The sequence below is a fragment of the Variovorax boronicumulans genome (assembly GCF_019352895.1).
Classification (GTDB): Bacteria; Pseudomonadota; Gammaproteobacteria; order Burkholderiales; family Burkholderiaceae_C; genus Variovorax; species Variovorax boronicumulans_A.
The window spans coordinates 23,083-40,120 of record NZ_JAAAFX010000008.1 but is presented as its reverse complement, the minus strand read 5'-3'; the positions used below and the strand labels follow the sequence as shown (position 1 = coordinate 40,120).

Below are 17,038 nucleotides of genomic sequence, written 5' to 3'. Positions count from 1 at the left end.
CGCATTTCCCGCAGAACACCGACGACCACTCCATGGAAGCCTTCACCCTACTCGAGGCCGTTGCCGCGCCGCTGGCGCGCATCAACGTCGACACCGACCAGATCGTGCCCGCGCTGTACCTGCAGAAGCCGCGCTCCGACGACTTCGGCAACTACCTCTTCCACGACGTTCGACACGACGCCGCCGGTGCGCGCCGAGCCGACTTTCCGCTCAACGAGCCGGTGTACGCGCAGGCGCGCATTCTTGTCGCGGGACGCAACTTCGGCTGCGGTTCTTCGCGCGAGCACGCGGTCTGGGCGCTGTACGACGGCGGATTCCGCGCCGTGATCGCGCCGAGCTTCGGCGACATCTTCCAGTCGAATGCGCTCAAGAACGGCCTGCTGCCGGTGCGTCTGCCCGAGGACGTGGTGCAGTCGATGCTGGCCGAACTGCAGGCCGCACCCGGCAGCCGCATCCGTGTGGACCTCGAGGCGCAGACCGTGTTGCGGCCCGGTGGCGGCATCGAGCACTTCGCCATCGACCCCTTCCCACGGCACTGCCTGCTGAAGGGGCTCGACGAGATCGACTACACGCTGGCCCAGCGCCAGCGCATCGAGGACTTCGAGCGACGCCGCGAGGCGGACCCCGCTCTTTTCATCTGACCCAAGGAAAGGCTTTTCGACATGAAGATCACAGTGATGCCGGGCGACGGCATTGGACCCGAGGTGACGGCCCAGGCCGTCAAGGTGCTTCAGGCGGTGGTGGGAGGCGGCCAGGCGATGGAGCTGGCCTACGCCGACATCGGCGCCGCCGGCATCGAAGCCGCTGGCGACCCCTTGCCCGTGGCCACCCGCGAGATCGCGCGCAAGGCCGATGCGATCCTGTTCGGCGCGGCCGGCATGCCTGGCGACGAGGCCATTCCCTTCATGATGCGCCCGGGCGCCAGCCTGCTGCGGCTGCGCAAGGAACTCGGCCTGTTCGCCAACTTCCGGCCGGCCTTCCTGTTCCCAGAGCTCATCGGCGCCTCGACCCTCAAGCCCGAAGTCATCGAGGGCCTCGACCTGCTCATCCTGCGCGAACTGACCGGCGACGTGTATTTCGGCGAGCCGCGTGGCACCGGCGTCAATGCGGCGGGCGAGCGCGAGGCCTTCAACACCATGCGCTACTCCGAGCCCGAAGTGGAGCGCATTGCACACGTCGCGTTCCGCACGGCCCGGATGCGCCATCGCAAGCTGTGCTCGGTCGACAAGGCCAACGTGCTCGAGGTGATGCAGCTGTGGCGCGAGGTGGTCACGCGCGTGGGTGCCGAGTACCCCGACGTCGAGCTGACCCATCTGTTCGTCGATGCCGCCGCCATGCAGCTGATGCGCGCGCCCAAGCAGTTCGACGTGATCGTGACCGGGAACATCTTCGGCGACATCCTCTCCGATGCCGCCGCCATGCTCACCGGCTCCATCGGCATGCTGCCCTCGGCCTCCATGGCCGCCGGCACCTTCGGGCTGTACGAGCCGGTGCACGGCACCGCGCCGGACATCGCCGGCAAGAACCTCGCCAACCCGCTCGCTGCGATCCTGTCGATGGCCATGATGCTGCGCTTCTCCTTCGGCCAGGCCGCCAACGCCGAACGGGTGGAGCAAGCGGTGCGCCGCGTGCTTGCCGACGGCCTGCGCACCGGCGACATCTTCCAGCCGGGCTCCACGCGTGTGGGAACCGAGGAAATGGGCGCCGCAGTGGTGGCGGCGCTGGACAAGGCGTAGCCGGGGGAATCGGCTTCACGCCGCGGCGCGGGCGCCGTCGAGCGCCTGGCCGCTGCAGCTGCGGCCGCTCAGAGCGTGAAGTCGTAGTCGATCGTGATCGGCGCGTGGTCGCTGAACTTCACCGTCTTGTAGATCGCTTCGTGCTGCGCCAGCGCGCCCAGCGCCGGCGTGGCCAGGTGGTAGTCCAGCCGCCAGCCCACGTTCTTCGCATAGGCCTGGCCGCGGTTGCTCCACCAGGTGTAGGCGTCGCCGGTGGTGTCGGGCTTGAGCTTGCGGTAGACGTCGACCAGGCCCGCGCCCTCGGCACCGGCGTCGAGCAGGCGCGTCATCCAGGCGCGTTCCTCGGGCAGGAAGCCGCTGTTCTTCATGTTGCCCTTGAAGTTCTTCAGGTCGATCTCCTGGTGCGCGATGTTGATGTCGCCGCAGAGGATGAACTCGCGTTCCTTCTTCAACGCCAGCAGGTGCGGGAAGAAGCCCTTGAGGAAGCGGAACTTGGCCGCCTGGCGCTCCTCGCCCGAGGAGCCGCTGGGGAAGTAGCAGCTGATGATCGAGAGCTTGCGTTTCGGCGTGTCGAAGCGCAGCTCGAGGTAGCGGCCTTCGGCGTCGAACTCGGCGTCGCCCCAGCCCACCACCACCGCGCTGGGCGCATGCTTGGTGTAGATCGCGGTGCCCGCGTAGCCCTTCTTCTCCGCGAAGTGGAAGTGGCCCTGCAGGCCCGCCATCTGCTCGAAGCGGCCTTCGATGTCGCTGGCCTGGACGCGGATTTCCTGCATGCAAATACAATCCGGCGCCAGTTCGGCCACCCAGTCGGCCACGCCCTTGGTGGTCGCCGAACGCAGGCCGTTGAGGTTGAGACTGGTCAGTTTGAACAAAGAAGGATTCCTGATGGCTGAGGTGAATGAGGCGGGCGCTGCGGTGGCTCTGGATTTCGTGCAATTCGCGATCGAGTCCGGCGTGCTGCGGTTCGGCGAGTTCAAGACCAAGGCCGGCCGGCTGAGCCCTTATTTCTTCAACGCCGGTCTGTTCGACGACGGCGCGAAGATGCTGCGCTTGGCCGAATTCTATGCAGAGCGGCTGATCGCCAGCGGACTCGAGTTCGACATGATCCTCGGCCCGGCCTACAAGGGCATCCCGCTGGGCGCCACGGTCGCGACCGAACTCGCGCGGCGTGGCCGCAACGTGCCCTTCGCCTACAACCGCAAGGAAGCCAAGGACCACGGCGAGGGCGGCACGCTGGTCGGCGCGCCGCTGCGCGGGCGGGTGCTGATCGTCGACGACGTGATGTCCGCCGGCACCGCGGTGCGCGAATCGATCGCGCTGATCCGCGCCGCGGGCGCCACGCCCCATGCGGTGGCCATCGCACTCGATCGACAGGAACGCGCCACCGAGAACGGTGTCGACGTGCCCCACAGCGCCGTGCAATATGTCCGCGATCAGCTCGGCATGCAGGTGCTGGCGATCGCCACGCTGGACGACTTGTTACAGTACCTCACGACGCAAGGCACGGGAGACCTCGAAGTCCACCGTGCGGGCGTACTGGCTTACAGGGAGCGTTACGGCGCCTGAGGCGCGACTCTGCAACTGGAGAGAGAACGAATGGCACTGCAAGATCGAACCCGCTGCGGGGCCTGGTCGATGCTGCTGCCGCTGCTCGCGGCCGGCACCGTCGCCGCGCAGCCTGCATCGCCCTCCGGCAGCAGCATCTACAGCTGCACCGATGCGCGCGGCCGCACCCTGACGGCCGATCGCCCGATTCCCGACTGCAGCGACCGCGAGCAGCGCGCCCTGAGCCCCAGCGGTGCCCGCCGCATCGTCGAACCCAGCTACACCGCCCAAGAGCAGGCCGAACGCGACGAGCGCGCGCGCCAGGCGGCACAGCAGGCCTCCCGGCTCAACGAGGAACGCCGCCGCGAACGCGCGCTGCTCGTGCGCTACCCCAACCTCGCCACGCACGAGCGCGAACGTGTCGAGGCCATGCAGCAGATCGACACCGTGATCGATGCCGCGCGCAAACGGCTGGGCGAATTGGCCAAGGAGCGCCAGTCGGTCGACGACGAGATGGAGTTCTACAAGAAGGACGTCAGCAAGGCGCCGCCGTCGCTGCGCCGCAAGCTCGACGACAACGAGCAGAGCGTGGCGGTCCAGAACCGTTTCATCGCCGCGCAGGACGACGAGAAGAAGCGCGTGAACGCGCGCTTCGACGAGGAGCGCGTGCGGCTGCGGCCGCTGTGGGCCGCCACCGCGCCCGCGGGGGCCGGCGCCGGGCGCTGAGCGCCCGGTCCCGCGGCCTCAGCCCAGCTTCGTCTTCAGCAGCGCATTGACCTGCGCCGGGTTGGCCTTGCCCTGGCTGGCCTTCATCACCTGGCCGACCAGCGCATTGAAGGCCTTGTCCTTGCCCGCGCGGTACTCGGCGATGTTCTTCTCGTTGGTCGCGAGCACGCCGTCGATGATGGCTTCGAGCGCGCCGGAGTCGCTCATCTGCTTCAGGCCCTTGGCCTCGATCACCGCGTCGACCTCGCTGGCTTCGCCGGTCCACAGGGCCTCGAAGACCTGGCGCGCGGCGTTGTTCGACACCGTGCCGTCGCCGATGCGCACGATCAGCTTCGCGAGCTGCGTGGCGCTGACCGGCGCCTCGGTGATCGCGATGTCCTGCGTGTTCAGGCGCCGCGCGATCTCGCCGGTGATCCAGTTGCTGGCCAGCTTGGGCGCGGCACCCGCGGCCACGGCGGCATCGAAGTAGCCCGCCAGCGCGGTGCTCTGCGTGAGCTGCGCCGCGTCGTAGGCCGACAGGCCATGGCTCGCGACATAGCGCTCGGCCATCGCGCGCGGCAGCTCGGGCATTTCGCCCCGCACCCGCTCCACCCATTCGGGCGCGATCGCCAGCGGCGGCAGGTCGGGGTCGGGGAAGTAGCGGTAGTCGGCCGCGTCCTCCTTGGTGCGCATCGCGCGCGTCTCGCCGGTGTCGGGGTCGAACAGCACCGTGGCCTGCTGCACCTTGCGGCCGTCCTCGATCTCCTCGATCTGCCAGCGGATCTCGTAGTCGATCGCCTGCTGCATGAACTTGAAGCTGTTCAGGTTCTTGATCTCGCGCCGCGTGCCCAGCTTGTCGCCGGGCTTGCGCACCGACACGTTGGCGTCGCAGCGGAAGCTGCCTTCCTGCATGTTGCCGTCGCAGATGCCGATCCAGGTCACGATCTTGTGCAGCTCGCGCGCATAGGCCACGGCCTCGGCGGTGGAGCGCATGTCGGGCTCGGTCACGATCTCCAGCAGCGGCGTGCCGGCGCGGTTCAGGTCGATGCCCGACTGGCCGATGAAGTCCTCGTGCAGCGACTTGCCCGCGTCTTCCTCGAGGTGGGCGCGCACCAGGCGCACGGTCTTGGTCTCCTCGCCCAGCAGGAAGGACACCGAGCCGCCCTGCACGACCGGAATCTCGAACTGGCTGATCTGGTAGCCCTTGGGCAGGTCGGGGTAGAAGTAGTTCTTGCGCGCGAACACGCTGCGCGGCGCGATGGTCGAGCCCAGCGCCAGGCCGAGCTTGATCGCGCGTTCGACCGCGCCCCTGTTCATCACCGGCAGCGTGCCCGGCAGCGCCATGTCGACCGCGCAGGCCTGGGTGTTGGCTTCGGCGCCGAAGGCGGTCGAGGCACGGCTGAAGATCTTCGACGCGGTCGAGAGCTGCGCATGGGTCTCGAAGCCGATGATGACCTCATAGCCCTGCACCAGCGGGCCGGTCGGGCGGCCCTGTTGTTGTTCTTCGAAGGAGTTCACGGGTTCGCTCATCGTCAAATGCCCTGGGGTGCGCGGGAATGCCAGTCGGTGGCCTGCTGGAAGCGGTGCGCCGCATTGAGCAGCTTCGCTTCGGCGAAGTAGTTGCCGATCAGCTGCAGGCCCACGGGCATCGCGTGTTCGCCGAAGCCCGCGGGCAGGCTCATGCCGGGCAGGCCGGCCAGCGAGGCGGGCAGGGTGAAGATGTCGGCCAGGTAGTCGGCCACCGGATCGTCGCCGTGCTCGCCGAGCTTCCAGGCGACGGTGGGCGCCACCGGGCCGGCGATCAGGTCGCACTGCGCGAAGGCCTGCTGGAAGTCGTCGGCGATCATGCGGCGCACCTTCTGCGCCTGCAGGTAGTAGGCGTCGTAGTAGCCGTGCGAGAGCACATAGGTGCCGATCATGATGCGGCGCTTGACCTCGTCGCCGAAGCCTTCGGCGCGCGTCCTGCCGTACATGTCGGCCAGGTCCTTGTAGTCCTTGGCGCGGTGGCCGAACTTCACGCCGTCGAAGCGGCTCAGGTTGCTCGACGCTTCCGCGGCCGCGAGGATGTAGTAGACGGGGATCGACAGCTCGGTGCGCGGCAGCGTGATGGCCACGCGCTTCGCGCCCAGCTTCTCGTACTCGGCCAGCGCCGCGTCGACCGCGGCGCGCACGCCGGGCGCCACGCCGTCGCCCAGGAACTCTTTCGGCACGCCGATGCGCAGGCCTTCGAGCGAAGCGTTCAGCGTGCGCGCATAGTCCTCGGCCGGACGGTCGATCGAGGTCGAGTCGCGGTCGAGGTCGGGGCCGCACAGCGCCGACAGCAGCAGCGCGCAGTCCTCGGCCGAGCGGGCCATCGGGCCGGCCTGGTCGAGGCTGGAGGCGAAGGCCACCATGCCGTAGCGCGAGGCGCGGCCGTAGGTGGGCTTGATGCCGGTCACGCCGCAGAAGGAGGCCGGCTGGCGGATCGAGCCGCCGGTGTCGGTGCCGGTGGCGGCGGGCGCCAGGCGCGCGGCCACGGCCGCGGCGCTGCCGCCCGAGGAGCCGCCGGGGATGCGGCTGGTGTCCCAGGGATTGCGCACCGGCACCACGGCGTCGCCGCCCACGGCCGGCACGGCCACGTTCTCGTTGGCCGAGCCCATGGCGAACTCGTCGCAGCTGAGCTTGCCCAGGGTCACCGCGCCGGCGTCGGCCAGGCGCTGCACCACGGTCGCGTTGAAGGGCGAGCGGTAGCCCGCCAGCATGCGCGAACCGGCGGTGGTCGGGAAGTCGGTGGTGACGAAGATGTCCTTGTGCGCGATCGGCACGCCGGCCAGCGCGGGCGCGTTGCCGGTGGCGATCAGGGCGTCGGCGGCGCGGGCCTGGGCCAGCGTGGCGTCGGCATCGACCGCGACGAAGGCGCCGAGCGCGGGCTGGGCCTGGATGCGGTCCAGGAAATGCTGGGCCGTTTCGACGGCCGACACGTCACGTGCGGCCAGTGCCTTGGCCAGGCCGGCCACGCCGAGTTGGTGCAATTCGGCGCTCATTCGATCACCTTGGGGACGAGGAACAGGCCGCGTTCGACCGCGGGCGCACTCTTCTGGTTGGCCTCTCGGGCGTTCGGTTCGCTCGCCACGTCGTCGCGCAGGCGCAGCGTGATGTCCTCTATGGCGGCCACCGGATGGGCCAGCGGCTCGACGCCGGTGGTGTCGACCGCGCGCATGGTTTCGACGAGGTCGAAGAAGCCGTTGATCTGGCCCAGCATCCGCGTGCTTTCGTCGGGCGCCAGTTGCAGGCGCGCGAGCGTCGCGATGCGGGCGATATCGGAAGAGGTGAGTGACATGAGAAATCGAGCTGAAATCGAGCGAAACGGCAGCTAAACCGGCCCTGCAAAGGGGGCGAAGGCGGGGGAAACCCAGGGGATTCGGGTATTATCCCGCCTTTGCCGCAACCCCCGCGAACGCGCTGGCTTTTGCTGCAAAAACAGATCAATCCACCCCGTCAGACGACCACAAAATAAGCGACGACATGCCGATGCGCATGCCGTGCTTCAGAGGAATTCCACATGTTTGGAGCTTTCCGTCGGTACTTTTCGACCGACCTCGCGATCGATCTCGGCACCGCCAACACCCTCATCTTCGCCCGTAACAAGGGCATCGTGCTGGACGAGCCATCGGTCGTAGCCATCCGCCATGAAGGCGGCCCCCACGGCAAGAAGGTGATCCAGGCCGTCGGCCGCGAAGCCAAGGCCATGCTGGGCAAGGTGCCCGGCAACATCGAGGCGATCCGCCCGATGAAGGACGGCGTGATTGCCGACTTCGTGATCACCGAGCAGATGATCAAGCAGTTCATCAAGATGGTGCATCCGCGCTCGCTGCTCGCACCGAGCCCGCGCATCATCATCTGCGTGCCCTGCGGCTCGACCCAGGTCGAGCGCCGCGCCATCAAGGACGCGGCCGAAGCGGCCGGCGCCACCAAGGTCTACCTGATCGAGGAACCCATGGCCGCGGCCATCGGTGCCGGCCTGCCGGTGTCCGAAGCCAGCGGCTCGATGGTGGTCGACATCGGCGGCGGCACCACCGAAGTCGGCGTGATCTCGCTGGGCGGCATGGTCTACAAGGGCAGCGTCCGCGTCGGCGGCGACCGCTTCGACGAGGCCATCATCAACTACATCCGCCGCAACTACGGCATGCTGATCGGCGAGCCGACGGCCGAAGTCATCAAGAAGACCATCGGCTCGGCCTTCCCGGGCTCCGAGGTCAAGGAGATGGAAGTCAAGGGCCGCAACCTGTCCGAAGGCGTGCCGCGCAGCTTCACCATCAGCAGCAACGAAGTGCTGGAAGCGCTGACCGACCCGCTCAACAACATCGTCTCGGCCGTCAAGAACGCGCTTGAGCAGACGCCGCCCGAACTGGGCGCCGACATCGCCGAGCGCGGCATGATGCTGACCGGCGGCGGTGCGCTGCTGCGCGACCTGGACCGTCTGCTGGCCGAGGAAACCGGCCTGCCGGTGCTGGTGGCCGAGGACCCGCTGACCTGCGTGGTGCGCGGCTGCGGCATCGCCCTCGAACGCATGGACCGTCTGGGCAGCATCTTCACCAGCGAATAAGCTCGACCCCCGGCTGCCTGCCCGCCCGTGGCGGCGCCGGCAGCCCGGCCGAGCCGGTTTCGCGCCCGTCCTGAAACAAGCCACAGCCAGGCCCCCGCCACTCGTGGCATAAAGCGCCATGCCACTCGGCACCCTCGACCGCTCCGCGCCGCCCCTGTTCAGCCAGGGGCCGTCGGCGCTGAGCAAGCTGATCGTCTTCAGCGCGCTGGCGCTGTTCCTGATGGTGGCCGACGCACGCTTCCATCTGATGCGCCCGCTGCGCGCGAGCATCGGCGCGGTGCTCTACCCGGCCCAGTGGCTGGCGCTCAAGCCGGTGCAGCTGTTCGCCCAGGGCGGCCTCTACATGGAAGACCTGCAGGTCGCGCAGCGCAACGAGGCCGAGGCGCGCCGCGCGCTGGCGCTGCAGGCCGAGCGCGCGAGCCAGGCCGACACGCTGTCCATCGACAACGAACGCCTGCGCGCGCTGCTGGAGCTGCGCCAGACCACCCGCACCCCCGGCCGCGCGGCCGAGGTGCTCTACGACGCGGCCGACCCCTACACCCGCAAGATCGTGATCGACCAGGGCCTGTCGCAGGGCATCGAGCCCGGCTCGCCGGTGATCGACGAACACGGCGTGCTGGGCCAGGTCACCCAGGTGCAGCCTTTCACCAGCGAGGTCACCCTGGTGATCGATCGCGACCTCGCCATCCCGGTCCAGAACGCCCGCACCGGCGCGCGCAGCGTGGCCTTCGGTGACGCCAGCGCCCATGGCAGCGGGCTGGAGCTGCGCTTCATGGCCGCCAATGCCGACCTGCAGGAGGGCGACCTGCTCGCGACCAGCGGCGTCGACGGCGTCTATCCGGCCGGCCTGCCGGTGGCGAAGATCGAGCGCATCGAGCGGCGCGCCGACTCCGGCTTCGCACGCATCTACTGCCTGCCGCTCGCCCGGGTGACGGCGGCGCGCTATGTGCTGGTGCTGACGCCTGTGGGCACGCCCAGCGCGGCGCCACCCGCCGCGGCCGCTGCCACGGCCAAGAAGAACGACAAGCCGCCGAAGGCCACGGCCTCCGCGGCGGCCGCGGCCGAGACCCGGCCGGCGCGCAGGGAAAGGCGCACACCATGATCATGCGTCCCGGGCAACAACAGCTGCTGCTGCCGGTCAACCCGATCTTCATCTGGGGCAGCCTGATCGTGGCGTTCCTGATCACCATGGTGCCGCTGGGCCGCGGCGCCTGGGCGCCCGACCTGCTGGCGGTGGTGATCGTGTTCTGGAGCGTGCACCAGCCCGCGCGCATCGGCATCGGCGCGGCCTTCGCGTTCGGCCTGTGCATGGACGTGCACCAGTCGGCGCTGCTGGGCCAGCACGCGCTGTCGTACACCACGCTGAGCTTCCTGGCGATCATGGGCCACCGGCGCATCCTCTGGTACTCGGTGGTCTCGCAGTCGCTGCAGGTGCTGCCGCTGTTCGCGCTGTCGCACCTGATCGAACTCGTGATCCGCATGATCGGCGGCGGCGTGTTCCCGGGCTGGACGCTGCTGATCGCGCCGGCCCTCGAGGCGCTGCTGTGGCCCCTGGTCAGCGTGATCCTGCTGGCGCCGCAGCGGCGCACGCCGGACCCGGACGCCAATCGGCCGCTATGAGTGCTTTCGGCCTCGTGGATGCCGTGCATGCCTTGATGCCTGCGCAGGCGGCGCGTAGCCTGTACGCCGCATGACCGAGATCCGCAACGTCGTCGCCGACCTCGCCCGCTTCAAGCGGCGCGTGATCGTGATCGGGCTGGTGGTGCTGGGCGCCTTCGGCCTGCTGTGTTCGCGGCTGGTCTACCTGCAGATCGTGCGCCACGCCGACCTGGCCGAGCAGGCCGAGAGCAACCGCACCGCGATCGTGCCGGTGGTGCCCAACCGTGGCCTGATCCTCGACCGCAACGGCATCGTGCTGGCCTCCAACTACTCGGCCTACACGCTGGAGATCACGCCCTCGAAGGCCGGCAAGGTCGACGAGACCATCGACGCGCTGGCCGAGGTGGTCGAGGTCACGCCGCGCGACCGGCGCCGTTTCAAGCGGCTGCGCGAGGACTCGCGCAGCTTCGACTCGGTACCGATCCGCACCCGCCTGTCGGACGAGGAGGTGGCCCGCTTCGCCGCGCAGCGCTACCGCTTCCCGGGCGTCGAGATCAAGGCGCGGCTGTTCCGCAACTACCCCAACGGCGACGTCGCGAGCCATGTGCTGGGCTACATCGGCCGCATCAACCAGCGCGAAAAAGAAGCGATGGAAGACTGGGACGAGGAAGAGATCGCCAACTACAAGGGCACCGACCACATCGGCAAGCTCGGCGTCGAGCAGAGCTACGAGAAGACGCTGCACGGCCAGACCGGCGTCGAGCAGATGGAGACCTCGGCCGGCGGGCGCGCGGTGCGTCGGCTCGCCAGCCACCCGTCGACGCCGGGCGACACGGTCATGCTGTCGCTCGACATCAAGCTGCAGAAGCTGATCGAGGACATGTTCGGCGACCGGCGCGGTGCGCTGGTCGCGATCGATCCCAAGACCGGCGAGGTGCTGGCCTTCGTGAGCAAGCCGACCTTCGACCCGAACCTGTTCGTCGAGGGCATCGACACCGAGAGCTGGAAGGAGCTGAGCGAGTCGCTCGACAAGCCGCTGCTCAACCGGGCTCTGCGCGGGACCTATCCGCCGGGCTCCACCTACAAGCCCTTCATGGCGCTGGCCGCGCTCGAGACCGGCTCGCGCGGGCCCAGCGTGGTGGTCAACGATCCCGGTTTCTTCAACTTCGGCGGCCACCGCTTCGGCAGCCCCGAAGGCAACCTGGGCAACCTCGACATGCGGCGCGCGATCCAGGTCTCGAGCAACGTCTACTTCTACACGCTGGCCAACGAGATGGGCGTGGACCGCATCCACGACTTCATGAAGCCGCTGGGCTTCGGCCAGATCACCGGCATCGACCTGGGTGGCGAGGTGCGCGGCGTGCTGCCCAGCACCGAGTGGAAGCGCAACGCCTACAAGCGGCCCGAGCAGAAGAAGTGGTTCGCGGGCGAGACCATCTCGCTGGGCATCGGCCAGGGCTACAACAACTTCACCATGCTGCAGCTGGCGCAGGCCGCCTCGATCGTGGCCGACGGCGGCGTGCGGCATCGGCCGCACCTGGCGCTGGCGGTGCGCGACACGGTCACCGGCCAGATCAAGTCGGTGATCCAGCCGCCTGCGGAAAACCTGGGCTTCTCGGCCGCCAACGTGGCGGTGGTGCGCGAAGGCCTGGTCAGCGTGGTCACCAGCGGCACCGCGCGCGGCGTGTTCGCCGGTGCCGGCTACGGCGCGGCCGGCAAGACCGGCACCGCGCAGGCCGTGACGCAGGCCCAGAACACCAAGTACAACGCCCGTGCACTCGAGGAGCACCAGCGCGATCACGCCCTGTTCATGGGCTTCGCGCCGGCCAACGATCCGAAGATCGCATTGGCGGTGATCGTGGAGAACGCCGGCTGGGGCGCAGGCGCCGCCGCGCCGATCGCGCGCCGCGTGTTCGACTACTGGCTGATGAACCAGTACCCCAGCGAGGCCGACATGGCGGCCGTGCGCATCGGCAAGGCCACGGCGCCGATCGGCAAGCCGCGCGTGGCCAGCGAGATCGCCTGGCCGGCCCCGTCGGGCCCGGCCACGGCCCCCTGACCGGCGCCTAACGCAGGAAGGCGTCGTAGCCGGTCTTGAGGATCAGCGCGCTCACCACGAACAGGAACACGCCGCGCACGAAGCCCGCGCCGTGCCGCAGCGCCACGCGCGCGCCGACCAGGCTGCCCACCACGTTGGCCACCGCCATCACCAGGCCGTAGTGCCACCAGACATGGCCCTTGGCCGCGAACAGCAGCAGCGCGCCCAGGTTGGTCATGGTGTTGAGCAGCTTGGCCGAGGCCGAGGCGTTGAGGAAGTCGTAGCCCAGCCAGCGCACGAACAGGAACACGAAGAAGCTGCCGGTGCCGGGCCCGAAGAAGCCGTCGTAGAAGCCCAGCATCAGCCCGACCGCGCCGGTGGCCGCCAGTTCGGCCCGGCCGCTGAAGCGCGGCGTGTGGTGGCGGCCCATGTCCTTGCGTGCCAGCGTATAGGCCAGCAGCGCGAGCAGGATGAAGGGCAGCAGCTTGCGCAGGAAATCGGGCGAGATCTGGGTGACGGTCCAGGCGCCGGCCAGCGAGCCCCCGAAGGCCAGCACAGCGGCCCCGGCCAGCGCGCGCCAGCGCAGCTCGACCTTGCGCGCGAACTGGGCCGTGGCCGCGGCCGTGCCCCAGACCGAGGCGCTCTTGTTGGTGCCGAACAGCGTGGCGGGCGCGGCGCCCGGGAACACGCTGAAGAGCACCGGCACCAGGATCAGTCCGCCGCCTCCCACGATCGAATCGATGAAGCCCGCGAACAGCGAGCCGAGCGTGAGCACCAGCATTTCCATGGGGCGGCATTGTCGCAGGGGCCTGCGGCGCTCCTGGCGCGGCAGCTTGCGGCGCCCAAAAGAAAAGGCGCCGACCAGCGGCGCCTTTTCCATTTCTTCAACGGCATTTCTAGTGAATGCCTGGACTTGTCTCTGTTCTTGTTGTCGGCGTTCGTGCGCCTGGAAAAATTGTCTCCTCGGTACCCCCGCGCTACGGGCGTGCCGTCTGCGAGTGGCGCAACTGTAGGGCGTGCACCGCGCCAGTGCATCGGGAATTACCCGCTGGTGCGCACGCACCGCCTGATGTTTCGAGATGTCGCCGGTGGCACGGCTCGTGCAAGACGCCTGTCGTCCCCACAACGAAGGCGAGAGGCACATGAAGCACCGGAACATGGCGGTTGTCCTGCCGACCCTGCTGGCGGGGACCTGCGCCTTGGCGGGAGCGGAGGCGCCCGGCCCGGCGATCGTCGCCCAGGGCACGGTCAACGCGGCCGACACCGCCTGGATGCTGACGGCCACCGTGCTGGTGCTGCTGATGACCCTGCCCGGCATCGCGCTGTTCTACGCCGGCATGGTGCGGCGCCGGAACGTGCTCAACACCATGGCCGCGGTGGTCGGCATCACGGCGGTGGTGTCGCTGGTGTGGTTCGCGCTGGGCTACTCGCTGGCGTTCACGCCGGGCTCGCCCTGGCTGGGCGGCAGCTCGCGCTTCGGTTTTGCGGGCTTCGACTACCTCCATGACGCCGGCACGCTGGCGGTGAGCCATATCGCGCCCCACATCCCGGAATCGGTCTACGCGATGTTCCAGCTCAGCTTCGCGGTCATCACCGCGGCCCTGGTCATCGGCGCCTTCGTCGAGCGCATGCGCTTCGCCGCGGTGCTGTGGTTCGCGGCGCTCTGGAGCCTGGTGGTCTACGTGCCGATCGCGCACTGGGTCTGGGAGCCGGGCGGCTGGCTGGCGCGGCTGGGCGCGCTCGATTTCGCGGGCGGCTCGGTGGTGCACGTCAATGCGGGCATCGCGGGCCTGGTCTGCGCCTATGTGCTGGGCCCGCGCCGCGGCTACGGCCGCGAGCCTTTCGAGCCCTACAGCCTGGCCTTCACCATGGTCGGCGCGGGACTGCTGTGGGTCGGCTGGTTCGGCTTCAACGCCGGCTCGGCCCTGGCCGCGGACGGCCGCGCCGGCCTGGCCATGGTCTGCACCCACATCGCGGCCTCGGCCGGCGCGCTGACCTGGATGCTGGGCGAATGGGCGGTGCGGCGCAGCCCCTCGCTGCTCGGCCTGTGCTCGGGGCTGGTGGCCGGCCTGGTGGCGATCACGCCGGCGGCCGGCTTCGTCACGCCGGGCGCGGCGGCGCTGATCGGCGCCATCGCCGGGCTGGCCTGCTACTGGGGCGCGACCGCGCTCAAGCGGCTGCTGCGCGCCGACGACTCGCTCGACGTGTTCGGCGTGCATGGCATCGGCGGGCTGGTCGGCTCGCTGCTGACCGGCGTGTTCGCCGATGCGCGCCTGTCGGGCGTGAGCGGCAGCGTGGGGACGCAGGCGCTGGCGGTGGGCGCGGTGGCGCTCTACAGCGCCGTGGCCACCGCGCTGGTGCTGGGGCTGGTGCGCGTGCTCGTGGGCCTGCGCGTGAGCGAGGACACCGAAGCCCTCGGGCTGGACCTGGGCGTGCACCGCGAGCGCCTCGGCGGATGAACCATCACATGGGAGGCCGTCAATGACCGAGAACGAACGGATCGCGATCGCGGCGCGGCTGCACGTGGCGCTGCGGCGCAAGACCGGCCGCGTGACCGATACCGAGTGGATGGCGGCCAACGCCGACTACGCCATCGAGGTGGTGCGCTTCGCGCGCGCCCATGCGACCGAGCACAACGATGCCGAGCTCGCGGCCATCGCCGACCGGCTCGAGCTGGCGATGGCGCCCATCGTGGCCGCGGCGCGCCTGCGCGAGACGCTGCTGCGCCAGGCGGCCGGCGCGCCGGGCGGCCCGGCGCCGCGCTACGTCGGCGGATTGCGCTGAGGGCTCAGGCCGCCAGCGGCGTCGGACGCCTTACTTGGCGTAGCTTTCCAGCGGCTTGTCGTTGGGTTCGGCGATCAGCTGCTTGAGCGCCGGGCTCATCGGCAGGTTGAGGCTGGTGTTGCGCGGCGGGATCGGCGCGACGAACCACTTGGTGTAGATCTTCTCCAGCTCGCCGCTCTTCATGAGCTTGCGCAGCGCGTCGTCCACCGCGGTCTTGAAGGCCGGGTCGTCCTTGCGGAACAGCAGCGCGATCGGCTCGGCGCCCAGGGCCTCGCCCACGATGCGGTAGGCCGTCGGGTTCTTGGCGTTGGCGATGATGCCGGCCAGCAGGTTGTCGTCGAGTACGAAGGCGTCGGCGCGGCCCGATTCCAGCATCAGGAAGCTCTCGAGGTGGTCCTTGCCGAGCATCGTGTTGTAGGTGGCGTTGGTCGCGCGCTCGCGCTTGCGCAGCAGCTGCACGGCGGTGGTGCCGGTCGAGGCCGACACGTTGCGGCCCGCGAGCTGGTCGAGCGAGGTGATGCCCGAGTCGACCTTGGTCGCCATGCGCACTTCGCTCACGTAGGTGGTGAGCGCGAAGGCGACCTGCTGCTGGCGCGCCAGGTTGTTGGTGGTCGGGCCGCAGCCGATGTCCAGCGTGCCGTTCTGCACCAGCGGGATCGTGTTCTGCGCGGTCACCGCCATGTAGTCGAGCTTGGCGTTGGGCGCGATGTCTTTCAGCACGCGTTCGCACAGCTCGACGTGGTAGCCCACGTACTTCTCGCCGGCACCCAGCATGTAGGCCATCGGCGGTGAGGCTTCGCGCACGCCCAGCACGGCCTTGCCGCTGGCCTTGATCTTGTCGAGCGTGCCGCCGGTCGGGGCCTGCTGCGCCGTGGCGCCAGCGCAGGCCAGCGCGAACAGCGCCGCCGCGGCGAGGGTCTTGAGGGGCTTCTTCATGTCTTGTTGTCTCCGGGGGGTGAAGGGTCGGCCCTGGATGGCGCGAAGGCCATCGGGCGCGAGCGCCACTGTCGGTCAGCCGGACCCGATTGCATAGCAAAAAGGTGGAAGAACTTGATGCTGATGGAGAATGAAGTACTGTCGATCGCCCGGATCTTTTCTGGCGGCAATCGACGAAGTGCAGGCTTTCATTCCCCCCTCGAATGATCATGTTCAGAAAATCCTTCCTGCCGCCGGTCGCCGACCTGCTGGCCTTCGAGGCCGCCGCGCGGCACCACAGCATCTCGCGCGCGGCCGACGAGCTGCACCTCACGCAGAGCGCGGTCTCGCGCCAGATCCGCCAGCTCGAGGAGCAGCTCGGCGTGGCCCTGTTCCACCGCGTGCGCCAGCGCATCGTGCTGACCGACGTCGGCCGCGTCTACGAGGCCGACGTGCGCGCGGCGCTGCAGCAGATGTCTGCGGCCACGCAGAAGGTCATGGCCTCGGCCGGCGGCGGCGGGCTGCTCAACCTGGCGGTGCTGCCCACGCTGGGCACGCGCTGGCTGATCCCGCGGCTGGGCGGCTTCGTCGCGCTGCATCCGGAGGTCACGGTGAACTTCGCGGCCCGCTCCGAGCCCTTCGACTTCGCGCAGGAGCCCTTCGACGCGGCGATCCACTTCGGCGCCCCGCACTGGGCCGGCGCGGCCTGCGAGTACCTGATGCACGAGGCGGTGGTGCCGGTGTGCAGCCCGGCCTTCGCCGAGCGCCATGCGGTCCGCAGCCCGGAGGACCTGGCGGCGGTGGTGCTGCTGCAGCAGAGCACCCGGCCGATGCAGTGGGCCGAATGGTTCGAGCAGGTCGGCGTGGCTGGCGCGCCGGCGCTGCGCGGGCCGCGCTTCGAGCAGTTTTCGATGATCGCGCAGGCGGCGGTGTCGGGGCTGGGCGCGGCCCTGCTGCCCAGCTTCCTGGTCGAGGCGGAGATCGCGGCCGGCACGCTCACCGTGCTGTTCCCGCAGGCGCTCACCAGTTCCGACGCCTACTACCTGGTGTACGCCGAGTCGCGCGCGCAGGCGCCGCTGCTGCGCGCCTTCAGGGACTGGATCGTGGCCGAGGCGCGGCGCGGCGAATAAG

General features: G+C 69.3%; 17 protein-coding genes. 11 read left to right on the top strand and 6 right to left on the bottom strand.

The window, feature by feature from the left end; all coding sequences use genetic code 11:
- The first annotated feature begins 32 nt into the window (after positions 1 to 32).
- Both leuD and leuB read left to right on the top strand, forming a co-directional pair.
- On the top strand, positions 33 to 641 hold the full coding sequence (gene leuD, locus K0H49_RS18480; protein WP_219215611.1) for a 3-isopropylmalate dehydratase small subunit: 609 nt from the start codon (positions 33 to 35) through the stop codon (positions 639 to 641).
- Between the two features lie 21 nt (positions 642 to 662).
- Positions 663 to 1,736: a 3-isopropylmalate dehydrogenase gene (gene leuB / locus K0H49_RS18475; RefSeq protein ID WP_219215609.1), complete on the top strand. Its 1,074-nt coding sequence runs from the start codon at positions 663 to 665 to the stop codon at positions 1,734 to 1,736.
- Positions 1,737 to 1,804: 68 nt separating this feature from the next.
- Here the strand turns inward: leuB and K0H49_RS18470 are convergent, their stop codons facing one another.
- Positions 1,805 to 2,608 carry an exodeoxyribonuclease III gene (locus K0H49_RS18470; RefSeq protein WP_219215607.1) on the bottom strand — a complete coding sequence of 268 codons (804 nt, stop codon included), beginning with the start codon at positions 2,606 to 2,608 and terminating at the stop codon, positions 1,805 to 1,807.
- 13 nt (positions 2,609 to 2,621) lie between these two features.
- On the opposite strand from K0H49_RS18470, the gene pyrE reads away from it, so the two are divergent.
- Both pyrE and K0H49_RS18460 read left to right on the top strand, forming a co-directional pair.
- Entirely contained in the window at positions 2,622 to 3,302 is a 681-nt protein-coding gene (gene pyrE, locus K0H49_RS18465) for an orotate phosphoribosyltransferase (protein ID WP_219215606.1), read from the top strand.
- Positions 3,303 to 3,332: 30 nt separating this feature from the next.
- Positions 3,333 to 4,007: a DUF4124 domain-containing protein gene (locus tag K0H49_RS18460; protein WP_219215604.1), complete on the top strand. Its 675-nt coding sequence runs from the start codon at positions 3,333 to 3,335 to the stop codon at positions 4,005 to 4,007.
- An 18-nt stretch (positions 4,008 to 4,025) separates the two neighbouring features.
- Here K0H49_RS18460 and gatB read toward each other — a convergent pair whose 3' ends face one another.
- Genes gatB through gatC form a run of 3 tightly spaced genes read right to left on the bottom strand, consistent with a single transcriptional unit; the run spans position 4,026 to position 7,305 of the window.
- Positions 4,026 to 5,516, bottom strand: coding sequence for an Asp-tRNA(Asn)/Glu-tRNA(Gln) amidotransferase subunit GatB (gatB, locus tag K0H49_RS18455; RefSeq protein WP_219215602.1), 1,491 nt, complete (start codon positions 5,514 to 5,516; stop codon positions 4,026 to 4,028).
- A gap of 2 nt (positions 5,517 to 5,518) precedes the next feature.
- On the bottom strand, positions 5,519 to 7,009 hold the full coding sequence (gene gatA / locus K0H49_RS18450; RefSeq protein WP_219215600.1) for an Asp-tRNA(Asn)/Glu-tRNA(Gln) amidotransferase subunit GatA: 1,491 nt from the start codon (positions 7,007 to 7,009) through the stop codon (positions 5,519 to 5,521).
- The gene (gatC, locus tag K0H49_RS18445) at positions 7,006 to 7,305 is read right to left on the bottom strand and encodes an Asp-tRNA(Asn)/Glu-tRNA(Gln) amidotransferase subunit GatC (RefSeq protein ID WP_183029052.1); all 300 of its coding nucleotides are present in this window, start codon (positions 7,303 to 7,305) and stop codon (positions 7,006 to 7,008) included. The genes gatA and gatC overlap by 4 nt, the downstream gene beginning before the upstream one ends.
- A 222-nt stretch (positions 7,306 to 7,527) precedes the next feature.
- Here gatC and K0H49_RS18440 point away from each other — a divergent pair, with 222 nt between their 5' ends.
- The 4 genes from K0H49_RS18440 to mrdA all read left to right on the top strand — a co-directional run bounded on the left by K0H49_RS18440 (position 7,528) and on the right by mrdA (position 12,229).
- Positions 7,528 to 8,571 carry a rod shape-determining protein gene (locus K0H49_RS18440; protein ID WP_140844795.1) on the top strand — a complete coding sequence of 348 codons (1,044 nt, stop codon included), beginning with the start codon at positions 7,528 to 7,530 and terminating at the stop codon, positions 8,569 to 8,571.
- 118 nt (positions 8,572 to 8,689) lie between these two features.
- Positions 8,690 to 9,673, top strand: a complete 984-nt coding sequence (gene mreC, locus K0H49_RS18435; RefSeq protein ID WP_219215598.1) for a rod shape-determining protein MreC — start codon at positions 8,690 to 8,692, stop codon at positions 9,671 to 9,673.
- Positions 9,670 to 10,191, top strand: a complete 522-nt coding sequence (mreD, locus tag K0H49_RS18430) for a rod shape-determining protein MreD (protein WP_219215595.1) — start codon at positions 9,670 to 9,672, stop codon at positions 10,189 to 10,191. The genes mreC and mreD overlap by 4 nt, the downstream gene beginning before the upstream one ends.
- 70 nt (positions 10,192 to 10,261) lie before the next feature.
- Complete coding sequence (mrdA, locus tag K0H49_RS18425) at positions 10,262 to 12,229, top strand: penicillin-binding protein 2 (RefSeq protein ID WP_219215593.1); 1,968 nt, start codon at positions 10,262 to 10,264, stop codon at positions 12,227 to 12,229.
- Between the two features lie 7 nt (positions 12,230 to 12,236).
- Here mrdA and K0H49_RS18420 read toward each other — a convergent pair whose 3' ends face one another.
- The gene (locus K0H49_RS18420) at positions 12,237 to 12,995 is read right to left on the bottom strand and encodes a TSUP family transporter (RefSeq protein WP_219215591.1); all 759 of its coding nucleotides are present in this window, start codon (positions 12,993 to 12,995) and stop codon (positions 12,237 to 12,239) included.
- Positions 12,996 to 13,365: 370 nt separating this feature from the next.
- Here K0H49_RS18420 and K0H49_RS18415 point away from each other — a divergent pair, with 370 nt between their 5' ends.
- Both K0H49_RS18415 and K0H49_RS18410 read left to right on the top strand, forming a co-directional pair.
- Positions 13,366 to 14,667 carry an ammonium transporter gene (locus K0H49_RS18415; RefSeq protein ID WP_374122378.1) on the top strand — a complete coding sequence of 434 codons (1,302 nt, stop codon included), beginning with the start codon at positions 13,366 to 13,368 and terminating at the stop codon, positions 14,665 to 14,667.
- A 22-nt stretch (positions 14,668 to 14,689) separates the two neighbouring features.
- Positions 14,690 to 14,992 (top strand): hypothetical protein, encoded by a 303-nt coding sequence (locus tag K0H49_RS18410; RefSeq protein WP_219215587.1) that lies wholly within the window; start codon positions 14,690 to 14,692, stop codon positions 14,990 to 14,992.
- 30 nt (positions 14,993 to 15,022) lie between these two features.
- Here the strand turns inward: K0H49_RS18410 and K0H49_RS18405 are convergent, their stop codons facing one another.
- On the bottom strand, positions 15,023 to 15,928 hold the full coding sequence (locus K0H49_RS18405; protein WP_219215585.1) for an amino acid ABC transporter substrate-binding protein: 906 nt from the start codon (positions 15,926 to 15,928) through the stop codon (positions 15,023 to 15,025).
- A 209-nt stretch (positions 15,929 to 16,137) separates the two neighbouring features.
- Between K0H49_RS18405 and K0H49_RS18400 the strand changes: the two genes are divergently transcribed.
- The gene (locus K0H49_RS18400; protein WP_219215583.1) at positions 16,138 to 17,037 is read left to right on the top strand and encodes a LysR family transcriptional regulator; all 900 of its coding nucleotides are present in this window, start codon (positions 16,138 to 16,140) and stop codon (positions 17,035 to 17,037) included.
- Position 17,038 lies beyond the last annotated feature (1 nt).

Bases quoted from the DNA above. Each gene is read 5' to 3' on its own strand.
- leuD (WP_219215611.1), top strand. From the start codon at position 33: ATGGAAGCCTTCACCCTACTCGAGGCCGTTGCCGCGCCGCTGGCGCGC.
- leuB (WP_219215609.1), top strand. From the start codon at position 663: ATGAAGATCACAGTGATGCCGGGCGACGGCATTGGACCCGAGGTGACG.
- pyrE (WP_219215606.1), top strand. From the start codon at position 2,622: ATGGCTGAGGTGAATGAGGCGGGCGCTGCGGTGGCTCTGGATTTCGTG.
- K0H49_RS18460 (WP_219215604.1), top strand. From the start codon at position 3,333: ATGGCACTGCAAGATCGAACCCGCTGCGGGGCCTGGTCGATGCTGCTG.
- gatB (WP_219215602.1), bottom strand. From the start codon at position 5,516: ATGAGCGAACCCGTGAACTCCTTCGAAGAACAACAACAGGGCCGCCCG.
- gatA (WP_219215600.1), bottom strand. From the start codon at position 7,009: ATGAGCGCCGAATTGCACCAACTCGGCGTGGCCGGCCTGGCCAAGGCA.
- gatC (WP_183029052.1), bottom strand. From the start codon at position 7,305: ATGTCACTCACCTCTTCCGATATCGCCCGCATCGCGACGCTCGCGCGC.
- K0H49_RS18440 (WP_140844795.1), top strand. From the start codon at position 7,528: ATGTTTGGAGCTTTCCGTCGGTACTTTTCGACCGACCTCGCGATCGAT.
- mreC (WP_219215598.1), top strand. From the start codon at position 8,690: ATGCCACTCGGCACCCTCGACCGCTCCGCGCCGCCCCTGTTCAGCCAG.
- mreD (WP_219215595.1), top strand. From the start codon at position 9,670: ATGATCATGCGTCCCGGGCAACAACAGCTGCTGCTGCCGGTCAACCCG.
- mrdA (WP_219215593.1), top strand. From the start codon at position 10,262: ATGACCGAGATCCGCAACGTCGTCGCCGACCTCGCCCGCTTCAAGCGG.
- K0H49_RS18420 (WP_219215591.1), bottom strand. From the start codon at position 12,995: ATGGAAATGCTGGTGCTCACGCTCGGCTCGCTGTTCGCGGGCTTCATC.
- K0H49_RS18415 (WP_374122378.1), top strand. From the start codon at position 13,366: ATGGCGGTTGTCCTGCCGACCCTGCTGGCGGGGACCTGCGCCTTGGCG.
- K0H49_RS18410 (WP_219215587.1), top strand. From the start codon at position 14,690: ATGACCGAGAACGAACGGATCGCGATCGCGGCGCGGCTGCACGTGGCG.
- K0H49_RS18405 (WP_219215585.1), bottom strand. From the start codon at position 15,928: ATGAAGAAGCCCCTCAAGACCCTCGCCGCGGCGGCGCTGTTCGCGCTG.
- K0H49_RS18400 (WP_219215583.1), top strand. From the start codon at position 16,138: ATGTTCAGAAAATCCTTCCTGCCGCCGGTCGCCGACCTGCTGGCCTTC.